This window comes from Stenotrophomonas sp. SMYL89 (assembly GCF_036319985.1).
Classification (GTDB): domain Bacteria; phylum Pseudomonadota; class Gammaproteobacteria; order Xanthomonadales; family Xanthomonadaceae; genus Stenotrophomonas; species Stenotrophomonas maltophilia_Q.
The window spans coordinates 23380-39895 of sequence record NZ_JAWIRW010000016.1; the positions used below are offsets into that span (position 1 = coordinate 23380).

Genomic DNA, 16516 nt, shown 5'->3' on the forward strand with positions numbered 1-16516 from the left:
GCAGTAGGGGAGGGGCCGGCTCAGAGGCCGGCCCAGGCTTCCACTTCCTCGACGAAGTGGTGCACGTCCAGGTAGCGGTTGTAGAGCGGGGTAGGCGAGATGCGGATCACGTCCGGCTCGCGCCAGTCGCCGAGCACGCCGATGCTGCGCAGGTGTTCAAACAGTGCGCGTCCGCGCTCGCGCCCACCGATCACGCGCAATGACAGCTGGCAGCCGCGACGCTGCGGCTCGGCCGGAGTGATGATGTCGAGCACGCCGGACAGGCGTGCGCGTACAAGCGCTTCGAGCATGCCGGTCAGTGCCAGTGATTTGCCGCGCAGCGCGTCCATTCTGGCACGCTCGAACAGGTCCAGCGAGGCGCGCAGCGGCGCCAGGCCGAGAATCGGCGGATTGCTCAGCTGCCAGCCTTCGGCACCGATGGCCGGGGTGAACTGCGGTGCCATCTGGAAGCGGGTGGATTCCTCATGGCCCCACCAGCCGGCAAAGCGCGGCAGCGTGGTGTCGCGGTGATGGCGCTCGTGCACGAACGCGCCGGCCACCGCACCCGGGCCGCTGTTGAGGTATTTGTAGTGGCACCACACTGCGAAGTCGGGTGCGATGTCATGCAGGCGCAGCGGCAGGTTGCCGACCGAGTGCGCCAGGTCGAAGCCGATGCGCGCGCCCTGCAGGCGGGCAGCACGGGTGATGGCATCCAGGTCGAAGGCCTGGCCGGTGCGGTACTGCACGCCGGGCCACAGCACCAGCGCAAGGCGCGGGCCGTGTTCGGCGATGGCACGTTCGATCGCGGCCAGCGAGATCGTGCCATTGGCTTCGTCCGGCTGCACTTCCACCAGGCACTCGGCCGGGTCGAACCCGTGGAAACGGATCTGCGCTTCCACCGCGTGGCGGTCGGTCGGGAACGCACCGGCTTCCATCAGGATCACCGGGCGCTGCGCGGTCGGCCGGTAGAAGCTGACCATCATCAGGTGCAGGTTCACGCTCAGCGTGTTCATCGCCACCACTTCGCTGGGCAGTGCACCGACCACGCGGGCCAGCTGCGCACTCACCAGGCGGTGGTAGGACAGCCACTGGGTGGGCCCGGTGAAGTGGCCTTCCACCGCCAGCTCGCCCCACTGCTTCATCACTTCCTGCACCGCGGCCTGGGCCCCACGCGGCTGCAGGCCCAGCGAGTTGCCGACGAAGTAGGTCTGCTCGCCGCCGCCATGGCGCGGAATCAGGAATTCGTTACGCAGCGGACGCAGCGGATCGGCGGCGTCCAGGGCAATGGCGTGGGTGCGGCTGAGCAGGTCGGACATGGTCGGGCAACAGGCTGCAACGGGGCTGCCAGTGTAGCGCCTGGGATGGTGGGACCGACGCCCGGAATGCCTGCGTGCCGCTCTTGCTGTAGAGCCGAGCCCGTGCTCGGCTCTACAGGGGCAGGTGCTCAGCCCGCTGCAGGCGCCGGCAGCGGATCCACGTGCCCGCACTGGCTGCAGGTGCGCAGCTCCAGGCTGGCGTGATAGCGCGCAAACACCTTGGGCAGGTCGGTCTCGATGTTCTGCAGCGCGAAGAACTCTTCGTGCAGCTTGTGGTTGCAGCGTTCACAGTGCCAGATCACGCCGTCCTTCTCGTGCGGCAGACGCTTACGCTCGACCACCAGGCCGATGCCGCCGGGCGGGCGCCGCGGCGAGTGCGGCACCCGGGCCGGCAGCAGGAAGATCTCGCCGGCGCGGATCGGAATGTCGCGCACCGCGCCGTCTTCCTGGACCTTCAGCACCATCTCGCCCTCAAGCTGGTAGAACCACTCCGGGCCTTCGTCGTAGTGGTAGTCGGTGCGCGAGTTCGGCCCGCCCACCACCATCACGATGAAGTCGCCGTTGTCGATCATCTTGTTGCCCACCGGCGGCTTCAGCAGGTGGCGATGTTCTTCGATCCAGGCGTGCAGGTTGATCGGCGAGGCGAGCATGGTCGTGGTCCGTAGGGAGGTCAGTCGCGCCGGCCCTGGCGCGGAACATAGGACAGCGCCTTTTCATAGGCCGGCTTCAGCTCTTCCGGCGCACCGACGTCGATGCCCATTTCGCTGACGCGGCCGTTCTTCAGGCTGTAGACCCAGCCGTGCACCATCAGCTTCTGGCCGCGCGCCCAGGCGTCCTCGACGATGGTCGAACGGCACAGGTTGGCGACCTGCTCGATCACGTTCAGTTCGCACAGGCGCGCGTGCTTCAGCTCGTCATCCTCGATCGCATCGAGGATGCCCTGGTGCTTCTGCACGACATCGCCGACATGGCGCAGCCAGTTGTCGGCCAGGCCGACGCGGGTGTTGTGCAGGCAGGCATGCACGCCGCCGCATCCGTAGTGGCCGACGATCAGGATGTGCTTCACCTTCAGCTGGTCCACTGCGTACTGCACCACGCTCAGGCAGTTCAGGTCGCTGTGTGCCACCACGTTGGCGACGTTGCGATGCACGAAGACTTCGCCCGGGGCCATGCCGATGATCTGGTTGGCAGGTACGCGCGAGTCTGAGCAGCCGATCCACAGGTACTCCGGATGCTGCTGCTTGGACAGCTGCTGGAAGAAGTCAGGGTCTTCCTTGGCGATGCGATCGGCCCAGTCGCGGTTGTTCTGCAGCAGGCGGTGGATGTCTTTCATGTGCGGTATCCCTGGCGTCGGGTGGGGGCAAGGCGCGGCCGTTCTGATCGCGCTTTCGCGGGAATCTGAGGTGATCAGCCGTCGGTAGCGGCCTGTTCACGGTGCCAGCGCATCCACTGCGCTAGCTCATGGGAAGAAGGGGTGCCCAGTGCGTCCAGCGCGGTGATCACCGCCTGCTGGTTGGCGTCGGGATGGTTCTGGCTGAGTTTCAGCTTCAGCTGCACCTGTTCAACCTGGAAGCGGAAGCCGACGATGGCGCGGAGCTCCGGGCCATGCTCGGCGCGCGTGGCATCGAACTGCCACGCCTGCCCGACACTGGCTTCGAAACGGTCGCTGATCGCGCCGACCAGTCCGGCCAGCGCATCGGTGTCGTCGAAGGTCTGCAGCTGGCCACGCAGCTCGGCGGCGGCGTAGTTCCAGGTCGGCACCCGCGCGGCAGGCTCCTTGTCCGGATACCAGCTGGCCGAGACGTAGCCATGCGGGCCGTCGACCAGCACCTTGGCCGCACCGTTGTGGCGCGACTGCGGGTTGGCGCGGGCCCAGTGGCCGCGCAGCTCGATCTGCTGTCCGTCACGGTGGTACAGCACCGGCATCCGGGTCAGTTCCGGCAGGCCGTCGCTGCCGGTCGTGAGCACGGTGACGAACGGGTCACGCGCCAGCAGGCGGTCCAGCCAGAGCAGGTCGGTCTCGGCGAAGGCGCGCGGGGTGAACATGCTGAGGTCAGGCGCGCCCGCCCAGCGACTGGATCATGCGGCCACGCAGGCCCTCGTCGCTGTCGGCCTGCGGCGGCTGCACTTCGTGCAGGCTGAACCCTCGCACTAGCGCATCTTCCTCGTCCAGGCCGTCGTACTCGACGAATTCGGCGTCGAACAGCTGCGAACGCGCGGTGTCCTCGCTGTCATAGCTCAGCGTGTTGCCATCGCTGTCGAGCACTTCGGCGGTGCCGGCAGGGCGAACGCGCAGGCGCGCCCAGATCAAGGTGTTGCCGAGGCTGGCCAGCCACCAGCTGTCGCGCGAGGCGGTGATGTCATTCATGAGCGTATTACCAGAGCGAGGCCAGCCAGAGCAGGGCAGCCATGCCCAGTCCGGCCAGCAGGGTCAGCAGCGATACCCAGGCCGGTGTCGCCAGCCCGGACAAGGAGCGGTCCGGTTGCTGCCGATAGTCGCGTCGCAGCAGCCAGGCCAGGGCATCGGGCTTGAGGAAGGCGCCGCTGCCGAAGCGCGCGGCGAGCGCCGGATGGCGGTCGCGCACGTGCACCAGGGTCAGCGGCCAGAAGATCACGAAGGCACTGAACCCGGCCACTGCGACGCCGACGAAACAGAGGGCGAAGAACAGGGTCATGGGGGAAGTACCTCCGTGGTCGTATGGGACTTAGAAGTCCGCGCTGCCCGGGGCGCGCGGGTAGGGGATCGCATCGCGGATGTTGGACAGCCCGCAGACGTACACCACCAGGCGCTCGAAGCCCAGGCCGAAGCCTGCGTGCGGCACCGAACCATAGCGGCGGAAATCGCGGTACCAGCTGTAGTGCTCGCGATCCAGGCCGAACTGGGCCATGCGCGCGTCCAGCACGTCCAGGCGCTCTTCGCGCTGGCTGCCGCCGATGATCTCGCCGATGCCCGGGGCCAGCACGTCCATCGCGGCAACGGTCTTGCCGTCGTCGTTCAGGCGCATGTAGAAGGCCTTGATGTGCTCCGGATAGTTGGTCACCACCACCGGGCGGCCGACGTGCTCCTCGGTCAGCCAGCGCTCGTGCTCGGTCTGCAGGTCCAGGCCCCATTCGACCGGGAAGTCGAACTTCTTGCCGGACTTCTGCAGCAGGCTGACCGCATCGGTGTAGTCGATGCGCTCGAACGGGGCATTGATGAAGTCTTCCAGCTTGGTGATCGCGTTCTTGTCCACGCGCTCGGCAATGAAGGCCAGGTCGTCGCCACGCTCGTTCAGCACCGCGCGGAACAGGTACTTCAGGAACTCCTCGGCCAGGCGCGCGTCTTCGGCCAGGTCGGCGAAGGCGATTTCCGGTTCGATCATCCAGAATTCCGCCAGGTGGCGGGTGGTGTGGCTGTTCTCGGCGCGGAAGGTCGGGCCGAAAGTGTAGACCTTGCTCAGCGCCAGGCAGTAGGCCTCGACGTTCAGCTGGCCGGACACGGTCAGGAAGGTTTCCTTGCCGAAGAAGTCGCGGCTGAAATCGATCGCGCCCTTCTCATCGCGCGGCAGGTTCACCATGTCCAGGGTGGACACGCGGAACATCTGGCCGGCGCCTTCGGCGTCGGAGGTGGTGATGATCGGGGTGCTGATCCAGTTGAAGCCGTTCTCGTGGAAGAAGCGGTGCACGGCCTGGGCCAGGCAGTTGCGGATGCGGGTGACCGCGCCGAACAGGTTGGTGCGCGGACGCAGGTGCGCCACTTCGCGCAGGAACTCCGGCGACATCGGCTTGGGCTGGATCGGGTAGGTGAGCGGGTCTTCGACCCAGCCGACCACCTCCAGCGCGCTGGCCTGGATCTCGAACGACTGGCCCTTGCCCTGCGACTTCACCAGCGTGCCGGTGGCGATGACCGAGCAGCCGCTGGTCAGGCGCTTGATCTCGTCGAAGTTGGCCAGGGTGTCATTGGCCACGACCTGGATCGGGGCGAAGCAGGAGCCGTCGCTCACATTCACGAAGGCCAGATTCGCTGAACCGCGCACCGTGCGCACCCATCCGCGTACCGTGACTTCGCCGCCTTCCGGGATCTTCCCGGCAAGCGCATGTTCAACGCTGACCACCGTCATGACTTGAATCCTCTGCTGATCGACTCGATCTGTGAACACGGGAGTTTACCGGTTGCAGTGTTCCGCTTGCGAGGCATTTTTCATGGCAACGGCTCCTTATAATGTCCCCGTACCTCTGGAGTAGCCTCATGGCTGTCAGCCTGACCCCCATTGCCTTCGAGCGCGTGCAGCGCTTCGTCGCCCAGACCCCCGGCGCGCTGGGCCTGCGTTTCGGCGTGACCAAGACCGGCTGTTCCGGCTGGGGCCACGTGACCGACCTGGCCCGCGATGAGCGCGAGGGCGATACCGTGTTCGAGCAGGACGGCGTGAAGATCTATGTCGACGCCAAGAGCCTGGCGCTGGTGGACGGCACCGTGATCGACTTCGGCAAGCATGGCCTGAGCGAGACGTTCACGTTCAGCAACCCCAATGCCACCGCCGAGTGTGGCTGCGGCGAGAGCTTCACCACCGACGCCGACAAGGCCTGAGGGCCGGCCGCCGGGCATGGCCCTGCGCTGGCAAGGCGTGCTCTGGTAGATGCCAGCCTTGGTCGGCACGCTGGGCTCGGCAGGGATCCCACGGATGGAACGACCGGCTTTTACCTATCACCCCAACGCCTACGACCTCTCCTTCGAAGAGGTCGAGGGAGTCTGCGACTGCTGCGGGCAACCGCGCACACTGCGCTACCGCGGGCCGTTCTACACCTGCCTGCGCCCGGATTACCTGTGCCCGTGGTGTATTGCCGATGGCAGGGCGGCGGCCAGTTTCGAGGTTGAATTCACCGGCTGGAGCGATATTGAAGGGGTTTCGCCGGATCCGGCCGACCCGCCGCCGACCATCCCCCGTGAGTTGCTGCTGGAGATCTGCGAGCGCACCCCGGGCTACTCGTCGTGGCAGCAGTCGGTCTGGCTGAGCCACTGTGAGCGGCCCTGCGCCTTCCTCGGTTTTGCCGGCAGCGAAGACCTGCTGCCGCTCCTGGACCAGGTCCGGCCGGACCTGGCGGCGGTCAATCCGCGCGATGCCGACTGGGTGCTGGAACACCTGAGCCGGGACGGGATGATGGTCGGCTGCCTGTTCCAGTGCCTGGAATGCGGCCAGTATCGCCTTCACGTCGATCTGGGATAGCTCCCGGCGGAATCATGGATCGCCCGGGGCCCTGTAGCAGCCAACCTTGGTTGGCACGGGGTACTCCCCCCGGTTCAGGTTTCCCCGTGGCCCGCTGGTTGCCCGGCCACCCCATCTGCGCCATAATGCGCGGCTTCCTGCCTGCCCGGCGGGAATCCTTGCCCCACCGCGGTATCAACGGCGGGGGGCTGTCCGGCCGCAAGGCCACATCCGAAAGGTAGAAAAACATGAGTCGTCATTACGAAATCGTGTTCATGGTCCACCCGGACCAGAGCGAGCAGGTCCCGGCCATGATCGAGCGCTACAAGTCGCTGGTCGAGAACGGCAACGGCACCATCCACCGTCTGGAAGACTGGGGCCGCCGCCAGCTGGCGTACCCGATCCAGAACCTGGTGAAGGCCCACTACGTGCTGATGAACATCGAAGCCGACCAGGCCGTTCTGAACGAGCTGACCGAGAGCTTCCGCTTCAACGACGCCGTGCTGCGCAACCTGGTCATCAAGCGTGACGAGGCTGACACCGAGCAGTCGCTGATCATGAAGAGCAAGGACGAGAAGGGTGACAAGCCGGAGCGCGGTGAGCGCCGTCGTCGTGACGACGAAGAAGGCGAGTCCAACAACACCGCTGACAACGAAGCCGGCGACGACGCCGCTTCCGCCGCCTAAGGAGCCTTCCCATGTCCAAGTTCTTCCGTCGCCGCAAGTTCTGCAAGTTCACGGCTGAAGGTGTGAAGGAGATCGACTACAAGGATCTCAACACCCTGCGCCAGTACCTGACCGAGAACGGCAAGATCGTGCCGAGCCGCGTCACCGGTACCAAGTCGAAGTACCAGCGCCAGCTGGCGACCGCCGTCAAGCGCGCTCGCTTCCTGGCCCTGATCCCGTACACCGACAACCACGACGTCTGATGCCCGGCGGGGCGGCCCGGTGCCGCCCCCGCTGTGCCAGCTATTCGGACAGCCTTTGTTGCGGGGCATCGCCTCGCTAACGAATAACTTATCTGGAGCAATACCATGCAGCTGATCCTCCTGCAGAAAGTCACCAACCTCGGCAACCTGGGCGACCTGGTCGACGTGAAGCCGGGCTACGGCCGTAACTTCCTCGTGCCGCAGGGCAAGGCCGTGCCGGCCACCGAGAGCAACAAGGCCGAGTTCGAAGCCAAGCGCGCCGAATACGAAGCCAAGGCCCAGGCCATCCACGCCGAAGCTGACGCCCGCAAGGCCAAGCTGGACGGCGCGAGCGTGACCATCCCGGCCAACGCTTCGACCGAAGGCAAGCTGTACGGCTCGGTCGGCGCCCGCGAAATCGCCGATGCCTTCACCGCTGCCGGCCTGCCGGTCAGCAAGAGCGAAGTCATCCTGGGCGAAGGCGCCTTCCGCAACATCGGCGAGTACGACGTGCTGATCCACCTGCACGCCGACGTCGAGACCACCGTCAAGGTTGTCGTCGTCGCCGAAGCCTGATCCCACGCCGCAAGGCCTGGCATCACCGCAGAACGGGCGCCCGCAAGGGTGCCCGTTTTGTTTTATGGCTCCCGCTCCAGGGTGTCGAGGCCGGCCGGGCCGACGGGGCAGGGCCGGACAATGTTCCACGCCCATTCGTAGAACACGGCCACATCGGTATACTCAGGGCGTCACACCCGTTCCACGGTCATCGATCCCAACAGGATCAATGACTTGGAGGGTAAACGCAGGCCGCTTGCCGGCCCCAGTCCGGAACCCCTATGCGTCTTTCCACGATCAAGCTGTCCGGCTTCAAGTCGTTCGTCGATCCGACCACCCTGCACCTGCCGACCAACATGACCGGCGTGGTGGGGCCCAATGGCTGCGGCAAGTCGAACATCATCGACGCCGTGCGCTGGGTGATGGGCGAGAGTTCGGCCAGCCGCCTGCGCGGCGACTCGCTGACCGACGTGATCTTCTCCGGTTCCAACGCCCGCAAGCCGGTCTCGCAGGCCACCGTCGAGCTGATCTTCGACAACTCCGACCACACGATCTCGGGCGAGTACGCCTCGTTCAACGAAATCTCGGTCAAGCGCACGGTCAGCCGCGACGGCACCAGCAATTACTACCTCAACGGCACCAAGTGCCGCCGCCGTGACATCACCGACCTGTTCCTCGGCACCGGCCTGGGGCCGCGCAGTTACTCGATCATCGAGCAGGGCATGATCAGCCAGATCATCGAGGCGCGCCCGGAAGACCTGCGCGTGTACCTGGAAGAGGCGGCCGGCATCTCCAAGTACAAGGAGCGCCGCAAGGAAACCGAGACCCGCATCCGCCACACCCGCGAAAACCTGGACCGCCTGGGTGATCTGCGTGATGAGATCAGCAAGCAGCTCGAGCATCTCAAGCGCCAGGCCAAGCAGGCCGAGCAGTACCAGGCGCTGCAGGAAGAGCGCCGGGTCAAGGATGCCGAGTGGAAGGCACTGGAATTCCGTGGCCTCGACGGGCGGCTGTCGAAGCTGCGCGAAGGCCTGTCGCAGGAAGAAACCAGGCTGCAGCAGCTGATCGCCGACCAGCGTGACGCCGAGGCCCGCATCGAGACCTCGCGCGTGCGCCGCGAAGAGGCGGCCGATGCGCTGAACACCGCGCAGGCCGCGGTCTACCAGGTCGGCAGCACGCTGGCCCGCCTGGAGCAGCAGATCCAGCACCAGCGCGAGTTGTCGCAGCGCCTGCACAAGGCACGCGATGAAACCCAGCAGGCCCTGGCCGAGCTGGGGCAGCACATCAGTGGCGACGAGGCCAAGCTGATGGTGCTGCGTGAGGCGGTCGAGGCCGCCACCCCGCAGCTGGAAGAACTGCAGGAAGAAAACGAGATCAAGCAGGAGAGCCTGCGTGAGGCGGAAGACCGGCTGGCCAGCTGGCAGCAGCGCTGGGAACAGCACAGCTCGCAGAGTTCGGAAGCCTCGCGCGCCGGCGATGTCGAACGCACGCGCGTGGACTACCTGGACAAGCAGATCCTCGATGCCGACCGGCGTCGTGAAGCCCTGGCCGCCGAGCGCGCCGGGCTGGACGTGGACGCGCTGGAAGAAGCCTTCGAGCAGCTGCACCTGCAGCACGACACGCAGAAAACCGCGCTGGATGAACTGAGCGAAGACGTCGAGCTGCGCAAGCAGGGCGTGACCGCCGTGCAGGAGCAGCAGCGCAAGGGCCAGAGCGAACTGGCGGAACTGCGCAAGCAGGTCAACGGCCTGCGTGGCCGCCTGGCCTCGCTGGAAACCCTGCAACAGGCCGCACTGGGCCAGGAGCAGGGCGCGGCTGTGGCCTGGCTGAAGGCGCGTGGGCTGGATTCGGCGGCGCGTGTCGGCGAACGCCTGGACGTTGATGCCGGCTGGGAAAACGCGGTGGAAAGCGCGCTCGGCCAGTTGATCGAAGGCGTGCTGGTGGATGACCCGGCCAGCCTGGTCGACGCGCTGGGCGAACTGGGCGATGGCCACATCGCGCTGGTTGCCAACGCCGGTGCCGACTTCAAGGCTGCACCGACCTCGCTGGCTGCACGCGTGCGTGGTCCGGCAGCGATCCGTCGCCTGCTCGTGCACCTGCACGGTGCCGGGAATCTGGCCGAAGCGAAGGCGCTGCAGGCCAGCCTGCCGGAAGGCGATTCGATCATCACCCAGGGCGGTGAGCGCCTGGGCGAGGGCTGGCTGCGTGTGTCGCGTTCCGGCGCGGCCCAGCAGGGCGCGCTGCTGCGCGAACGCGAGATCAATGAGCTGCGCGAGCAGATCGAGCAGCTTCAGGACCGCGAAGCCGAGCTGGAAGAACAGCTGGCAGGCTTCCGCGAGCAGTTGCAGGCCGCCGAACAGCAGCGCGAAGACGCGCAGCGTGCGCTGTACCAGGCCCATCGTGCGGTATCCGAACTGGCAGGCCAGCTGCAGGGCCAGCAGGGCAAGGTGGAAGCCGCACGCACGCGCATCGATCGCATCGAAGGTGAGCTGAAGCAGTTGCAGGAAACGCTGGAGGCCAACAACGAACAGGCGCGTGAAGCGCGTTCGCGATTGGAGAACGCGGTCAGCAGCATGGGCGACCTGGAATCGACCCGGCAGCGACTCGAGGGCGAGCGCCGCCAGCTGACCGAGGCCCGCGACCTGGCCCGCGACGCCGCACGTGCGGTGCGCGAGCGTTCGCACTCGCTGGCGCTGACCCTGGAATCGCAGCGGGCGCAGCTGGCTTCGTTGAGCCAGGCACTGGAGCGCATGGGCACCCAGCGCGGGCAGCTGGATTCGCGCCTGGGCGAGCTGCATTCGCAGCTGGACGAGGGTGATTCGCCGGTCGAATCTCTGCAGGCCGAGCATCAGAACGCGCTGGAAGAGCGCGTGCGCGCCGATCGCGTGCTGACCGAGGCGCGCACGCTGCTGGACGGCATCGACGCCGAGCTGCGCAATTACGAACAGACCCGCCACCAGCGCGACGAACAGGCATTGGCCCAGCGTGAGCGCATCTCGCAGCGCAAGCTGGATCAGCAAGCGCTGGTGCTCAGCGCGGACACCCTGCAGGGTGCGGTGGAGAAGGCCGGTTTCGTACTGCAGGACGTGCTCAATGCGCTGCCCGAAGATGCTCGCTTGGGCGACTGGGAGCAGGCCGTGCACCAGATCGATGGCCGCATGCGCCGGCTGGAGCCGGTCAATCTGGCGGCCATCCACGAGTACGGTGAGGCGTCGCAGCGCTCGGACTACCTGGATTCGCAGCACACCGACCTGACCACCGCGCTGGAAACCCTGGAAGATGCCATCCGCAAGATCGACCGCGAGACCCGCGGCCGCTTCAAGGACACTTTCGACCGCGTCAACGCCGGCGTGCAGGCCCTGTACCCGCGCCTGTTCGGTGGCGGGCACGCCTACCTGGAGCTGACCGGTGAAGACCTGCTCGACACCGGCGTGACCATCATGGCGCGTCCGCCGGGCAAGCGGGTGTCCAGCATCTCGCTGCTGTCCGGTGGCGAGAAGGCGATGACCGCAGTGGCGCTGGTGTTCGCCATCTTCCAGCTGAACCCGGCACCGTTCTGCCTGCTGGACGAGGTGGACGCACCGCTGGACGAAGCCAACGTCGGCCGCCTGGCCAACATGGTCAAGGAAATGAGCGAGAAGGTGCAGTTCCTGTTCGTCAGCCATAACAAGGCGACGATGGAGGCTGCGCACCAGCTGTCGGGCGTGACCATGCGCGAACCAGGCGTCAGCCGCCTTGTCAGCGTGGACCTGGAAGAAGCCGCACGATTGGCGGGCGCGGCCTGACGTGCCATCCTAATTACCTGAATGAACTAGCCGGAGAACCTATCGAATGTCCGACACGGCACTGTTGCGCATCGGCATCCTGGCCGCCGGCCTGCTGTTGATCGCCGCGATCTTCCTGTTTGGCCGTCCGAAGAAGAAGCCCCAGGGGCGCCGCGTGGAAAGCGCGGAACCGACCAGCGGCGAGCGTCGCGAGCCGGTGCTGGGCGATGATGGCGTCACCGTGGCCGATGGCCGCGTGGAGCCGGGCCTGGGCCCGGAAGGCGAGCAGGCCGAGCTTGGCCTGGCCGACACCGACGCAGGCGCGGCCAGCGACCTTGGCAAGCGCGCCACCCAGGACTTCGACAAGATCGTCTCGCTGTTCGTGGCCGCTCGCGCCGGCGAGCAGCTGCGCGGCGAAGACATCGTGGTGGCGGCGGAGAAGACCGGCTTGGTGTTCGGCCACATGAACGTGTTCCACCGCCTGGTGGAAGGCCACCCGGAGCGCGGCCCGATCTTCTCGATGGCCAGCATCATGAAGCCGGGCAGCTTCGACATGGCCAACATCCGTGCGATGGAAACCCCGGCCATCGCCTTCTTCCTGACCCTGCCGGCGCCGCTGACCGCGCTGGACGCGTGGGAGAAGATGCTGCCGACGGTGCAGCGCATGGCCGAGCTGCTGGACGGCCTGGTGCTGGATGACAGCCGCAACCCCCTGGGCCGCCAGCGCATCGCGCATATCCGCGACGAGCTGCGCGCCTATGATCGCCAGCACCAGGCACCGCCGCTGACCAAGACCCCGCGCTGGTAAGCGCGGTTTGCCATGGTGTGCCGACAACGGTCGGCACCCACCCCCGGTAGATCCACGCCATGCGTGGATGCGGTCTACGCCGGTACGCCGGCCACCTTGGCGAACGCGCGGCGGAACGCGGCCATTTCTTCCTCGGTACCCACCGTTACCCGCACGCGCTGCGGCCAGATCGGCCAGCTGCGTCCGATCACCACGCCGTTGTCCGCCATCGCCTTGGCGAACGCACTGCCGTCGCGCTGCACATCCACCACGAAGCAGTTTGCTTCCGACGGAACGCAGCTGAAACCACGCTTGCCCAACCACGCGATGGTGGCCTGGCGCGCCTTGGCATTCTGCAGGCGCCGCTGCGGGATCAGCTGCGGGTCGCGCAGGCTGGCCAGTGCCGCGGCCAGGGCCGGCACCGGTAGCGGGTTGTCGCCCAGGCGGGCCAGTTCGCGCAGGCGGTCGGGATGTGCAGCCGCCACGCCCAGGCGCAGGCCGGCCATGCCGTACAGCTTGGAGAACGTGCGCAGCACGATCAGGTCATCGCGCTGCGTCACCTGCGCGATCAGGCTCGGCTGCTCGCTGTACTGCAGGTAGGCCTCGTCGACCAGCACGCGGGTGGCGGCAGGCTTGTGGGCCAGCAGCCAGGCAAGCTCATCGGCAGGGCTGACCGAGCCGGTCGGGTTGTTCGGGTTACACACATACAGCAGCCCGGTCGGCCGTGCATGTGCGGCGGCGACCATTGCACGAAGGTCATGTGCGCCGTCGTCGCGCAGCGGCACTTTCTGCACGTCGGCACCGTGTGCGGCGGCGACCTCGCCCAGCGTCTCGAAGGTCGGGTCGGCTACCACCAGGCCCGCCTGCGGGCCCGTCCACACGGTGGCGGCGCGATTCAACGGTTCACTGGAGCCGGGATAGAGGCGCACATGGTCGGCCGGCAGTCCTGCCTGTTCGATGAAGACGTCGCGTACCTGTCCGGCCAGTGCGAAACGGTAGCGGCCGCAACCGGCGATGCTGTCGCGCGCGGCCTGCTGGGCAGCGGGCGAGGGGCCGTGGGGGCATTCGTTGAAATTCAGCAGTACGGCACCTTCGCGAGGTGCGGGCGCAGCGGCCGAGGCCGGTTGGGCCTGGGCAGGGCGGGGAAGGCCGGTGCCGGCCATGGCGAGGCCGGCACCGGCCAGCTGCAGGAAGTGACGGCGGGAGGCGGGCGGGGTCATGGGCGGAATTCCGATGAGAGGCGACGCACGCTAGCGCTGGAGGGGGCGGGCGGCAAGCTGATTCTGTAGCGTCGAGCCGTGCTCGACTGCAGACGTGCCAACCAAGGTTGGCACCTACCGGAACGGGGCGAAGGTTGGCACCTACCGGAGCGGGGCGAAGGTTGGCAGCTACCGGAGCGGGGGCGATGGTTGGCAGCTACCAGAGCGGGGGCGGGAGCCGAGCATGGCTCGACGCTGCAAAGGCGGAGGCGTTACCGGGCCTGACGGCCGGGCGCGGTAGAATTCCCGGCCATCCCAGAACCACCGGATCCCGATGAGCCCCAGCCCCGCCGAACGCGCCGCAGACCTTCGCAGGCAGATCGCCCAGGCCAACCGCGCCTACCACGAGCTGGACGCGCCGGAGATCCCCGACGTTGACTACGACCGGATGGTGCGCGAGCTGGAAGCGCTGGAGCGCGAGCATCCGGAACTGGCCCGTGCCGACAGTCCGACCCAGCAGGTCGGTGCGCGGCCCTCCGGCCGTTTCCCGGAAGTGCGCCACGCGGTACCGATGCTGTCGCTGTCCAATGCCTTCAGCGATGAAGAAGTGGCCGATTTCGTGCGCCGCATCGACGAGCGCCTGGGGCGTCGCAGCCTGCGGTTCTCGGCCGAGCCGAAGATGGACGGCCTGGCGATCAGCCTGCGCTACGAGGAGGGTCACTTCGTGCTCGGCGCGACCCGTGGCGATGGCAGTACCGGCGAGGACGTGACCGCCAACCTGCGCGAGATCGGTGACATTCCCAAGCGCCTGCACGGCAAGGACTGGCCGGACGTGCTGGAGGTACGCGGCGAGGTCTATATGGCGCGTGCCGATTTCGAGGCCTACAACGAACGTGCCCGTCAGCACGGTGGCAAGGTGCTGGCCAATCCGCGCAACGCCGCGGCCGGCTCGCTGCGCCAGCTCGATCCGAAGATCAGTGCGCAGCGCAGGCTGAGCTTCTTCGCCTACGGCACCGGCGAGGTGCAGGGTGGCGAGCTGCCAGACACGCATTCGGGCACGCTGGCCCAGCTCGGCGCCTGGGGTTTCCCGGTCAGCGCACTGTGCAAGGTGGTGGAAGGGACCGACGGCCTGCTGGGGTACTACCGCGATATCGGTGAGCGCCGCGACGGCCTGCCGTTCGATATCGATGGCGTGGTCTACAAGCTGGATGACCGCGCCGGCCAGCAGGCGATGGGCTTCGTCTCGCGCGCACCGCGCTGGGCCATCGCGCACAAGTTCCCGGCGCAGGAACAGAGCACCACGGTGGAGGCGATCGAGATCCAGATCGGCCGCACAGGTGCTGCCACGCCTGTTGCGCGCCTGGCGCCGGTGGCCGTGGCCGGCGTGATCGTGTCCAACGCCACGCTGCACAACGCCGACCAGATCGCGCGCCTCGATGTGCGCGTCGGCGACAGCGTGATCGTGCGTCGTGCGGGCGATGTCATTCCCGAGGTGGTCAGCGTCATTCTCGACCGCCGCCCGCAGGGCACCACGCCGTGGCAGATGCCGACGCGCTGCCCGGTGTGCGGCTCGGAGATCGTGCGTGAGGAGGGGGCGGCGGCGTGGCGTTGTTCGGGCGAACTGTCCTGCCCGGCGCAGCGCAAGGAAGCCATTGCCCATTTCGCCTCGCGCCGCGCCATGGACATCGACGGCCTCGGCGACAAGTACATCGAAACCCTGGTCGATGCCGGCATCGTCAAGAGCGTGGCCGACCTGTACCGGCTCAGCCGCGATACGCTGCTGCACCTGAAGCTGGTGCTGGATGCGGAGGATCCGTCGGCGCTGGCAGCGGCGCTGAAGCTGCACCTTCCCACCGAGGGCAGTGGTGCCGTGCTCAATGCGGTGCTCAAGCTGGACGGCAACGATCCGGGCTGGCGCGCGCAGGCGCTGGCGCAGCCGGCCAGCTTCGAATGGAACACGAAGAAGATCGCCACCAAGTGGGCCGACAACCTGATCGCAGCGATCGACGCCAGCCGGGCCGCCACGCTGGAACGCCTGCTGTTCGCACTCGGCATCGAGCATGTGGGCGAGAGCACTGCCAAGGCGCTGGCGCAGTGGTTCGGTGACCTGGAACTGATCCGCCATCTGCCGTGGCCGCTGTTCAAGCGCGTGCCGGACATCGGTGGCGAAGTGGCGCGGTCGCTCGGCCACTTCTTCGAGCAGCAGGGCAACCAGCAGGCCATCGATGACCTTCTGCAGGTCGGACAGGTCCGCATCAGCGATGTGCACGCGCCCAGCGCCAAGTTGCGCGAGGGGCTGGACCTGGCGCAGCTGCTGGTCGAATCGGAGATCCCTGGCATTACCCGCCTGCGCGCGGAAAAACTGGTCGCCGCGTTGCCCGGTGCACAGGCGGTGCTCGACGCCGAGCATGGCCAGTTCGTCAACGCCGGGCTGCCGGATGACACGGCGCGTGGTCTGGCCGAGTGGCTGGACGCCGATGGCCACGGTGCGATGCTGTTGGCCGCCGAGAACGCGATGCGGCAGATCCTGGCCAAGGCGCCGGCGCTGGCCGAGATCGTGGCCGGTCCGCTGGATGGGCAGACCGTGGTACTGACCGGCACCTTGGCCCAGCTTACCCGCGATGCCGCCAAGGAGCGCCTGGAGGCGCTTGGTGCCAAGGTGTCCGGCAGCGTGTCGAAAAAGACCAGTTTCGTGGTGGCCGGCACCGAGGCAGGCTCCAAGCTGGACAAGGCACAGTCGCTGGGTGTGCCGGTGTGGGACGAGGACCGCCTGCTGGCCTATCTTGCTGAACACGAATGATGACCCCGCCGGGTGCCCCTGCGCCC

16 protein-coding genes are annotated in these 16516 nt (G+C 67.1%); 8 read left to right on the forward strand and 8 right to left on the reverse strand.

Going from position 1 to position 16516, the window contains the following annotated elements; all coding sequences use genetic code 11:
- Window positions 1-20 precede the first annotated feature (20 nt).
- From kynU to asnS, 7 genes are all read right to left on the reverse strand, one after another.
- Window positions 21-1295 (reverse strand): kynureninase, encoded by a 1275-nt coding sequence (gene kynU / locus V3B41_RS16685; protein ID WP_329861702.1) that lies wholly within the window; start codon window positions 1293-1295, stop codon window positions 21-23.
- 128 nt (window positions 1296-1423) lie between these two features.
- Window positions 1424-1945 carry a 3-hydroxyanthranilate 3,4-dioxygenase gene (locus V3B41_RS16690; RefSeq protein ID WP_329861703.1) on the reverse strand — a complete coding sequence of 174 codons (522 nt, stop codon included), beginning with the start codon at window positions 1943-1945 and terminating at the stop codon, window positions 1424-1426.
- A gap of 20 nt (window positions 1946-1965) precedes the next feature.
- Complete coding sequence (can, locus tag V3B41_RS16695) at window positions 1966-2628, reverse strand: carbonate dehydratase (protein ID WP_049428379.1); 663 nt, start codon at window positions 2626-2628, stop codon at window positions 1966-1968.
- Window positions 2629-2702: 74 nt separating this feature from the next.
- On the reverse strand, window positions 2703-3341 hold the full coding sequence (locus tag V3B41_RS16700; protein ID WP_049428380.1) for an FMN-binding negative transcriptional regulator: 639 nt from the start codon (window positions 3339-3341) through the stop codon (window positions 2703-2705).
- Window positions 3342-3348: 7 nt separating this feature from the next.
- A complete protein-coding gene (locus V3B41_RS16705) occupies window positions 3349-3663 on the reverse strand; it encodes a hypothetical protein (protein ID WP_006453002.1) in 315 nt (104 codons plus the stop codon).
- Window positions 3664-3670: 7 nt separating this feature from the next.
- Entirely contained in the window at window positions 3671-3970 is a 300-nt protein-coding gene (locus V3B41_RS16710) for a hypothetical protein (protein ID WP_005410232.1), read from the reverse strand.
- Between the two features lie 30 nt (window positions 3971-4000).
- Window positions 4001-5395: an asparagine--tRNA ligase gene (gene asnS, locus V3B41_RS16715; RefSeq protein WP_079222389.1), complete on the reverse strand. Its 1395-nt coding sequence runs from the start codon at window positions 5393-5395 to the stop codon at window positions 4001-4003.
- Window positions 5396-5523: 128 nt separating this feature from the next.
- On the opposite strand from asnS, the gene V3B41_RS16720 reads away from it, so the two are divergent.
- The 7 genes from V3B41_RS16720 to zipA all read left to right on the forward strand — a co-directional run bounded on the left by V3B41_RS16720 (window position 5524) and on the right by zipA (window position 12512).
- Window positions 5524-5862, forward strand: a complete 339-nt coding sequence (locus V3B41_RS16720) for an iron-sulfur cluster assembly accessory protein (protein ID WP_049428383.1) — start codon at window positions 5524-5526, stop codon at window positions 5860-5862.
- A gap of 94 nt (window positions 5863-5956) precedes the next feature.
- Entirely contained in the window at window positions 5957-6499 is a 543-nt protein-coding gene (locus V3B41_RS16725; RefSeq protein ID WP_329861704.1) for a CbrC family protein, read from the forward strand.
- A 227-nt stretch (window positions 6500-6726) separates the two neighbouring features.
- The gene (gene rpsF / locus V3B41_RS16730; protein ID WP_005410228.1) at window positions 6727-7164 is read left to right on the forward strand and encodes a 30S ribosomal protein S6; all 438 of its coding nucleotides are present in this window, start codon (window positions 6727-6729) and stop codon (window positions 7162-7164) included.
- A gap of 11 nt (window positions 7165-7175) precedes the next feature.
- Window positions 7176-7406 (forward strand): 30S ribosomal protein S18, encoded by a 231-nt coding sequence (gene rpsR / locus V3B41_RS16735; RefSeq protein WP_002804494.1) that lies wholly within the window; start codon window positions 7176-7178, stop codon window positions 7404-7406.
- A gap of 105 nt (window positions 7407-7511) precedes the next feature.
- Window positions 7512-7961, forward strand: a complete 450-nt coding sequence (gene rplI / locus V3B41_RS16740; RefSeq protein WP_043398478.1) for a 50S ribosomal protein L9 — start codon at window positions 7512-7514, stop codon at window positions 7959-7961.
- Window positions 7962-8221: 260 nt separating this feature from the next.
- Window positions 8222-11725 (forward strand): chromosome segregation protein SMC, encoded by a 3504-nt coding sequence (smc, locus tag V3B41_RS16745; RefSeq protein WP_329861705.1) that lies wholly within the window; start codon window positions 8222-8224, stop codon window positions 11723-11725.
- Window positions 11726-11771: 46 nt separating this feature from the next.
- Window positions 11772-12512, forward strand: a complete 741-nt coding sequence (zipA, locus tag V3B41_RS16750; protein ID WP_049427506.1) for a cell division protein ZipA — start codon at window positions 11772-11774, stop codon at window positions 12510-12512.
- 74 nt (window positions 12513-12586) lie between these two features.
- Here the strand turns inward: zipA and V3B41_RS16755 are convergent, their stop codons facing one another.
- Entirely contained in the window at window positions 12587-13711 is a 1125-nt protein-coding gene (locus V3B41_RS16755; protein ID WP_295551079.1) for a pyridoxal phosphate-dependent aminotransferase, read from the reverse strand.
- Window positions 13712-14018: 307 nt separating this feature from the next.
- On the opposite strand from V3B41_RS16755, the gene ligA reads away from it, so the two are divergent.
- Complete coding sequence (ligA, locus tag V3B41_RS16760; RefSeq protein ID WP_329861715.1) at window positions 14019-16490, forward strand: NAD-dependent DNA ligase LigA; 2472 nt, start codon at window positions 14019-14021, stop codon at window positions 16488-16490.
- The last annotated feature ends 26 nt before the right edge of the window (window positions 16491-16516 follow it).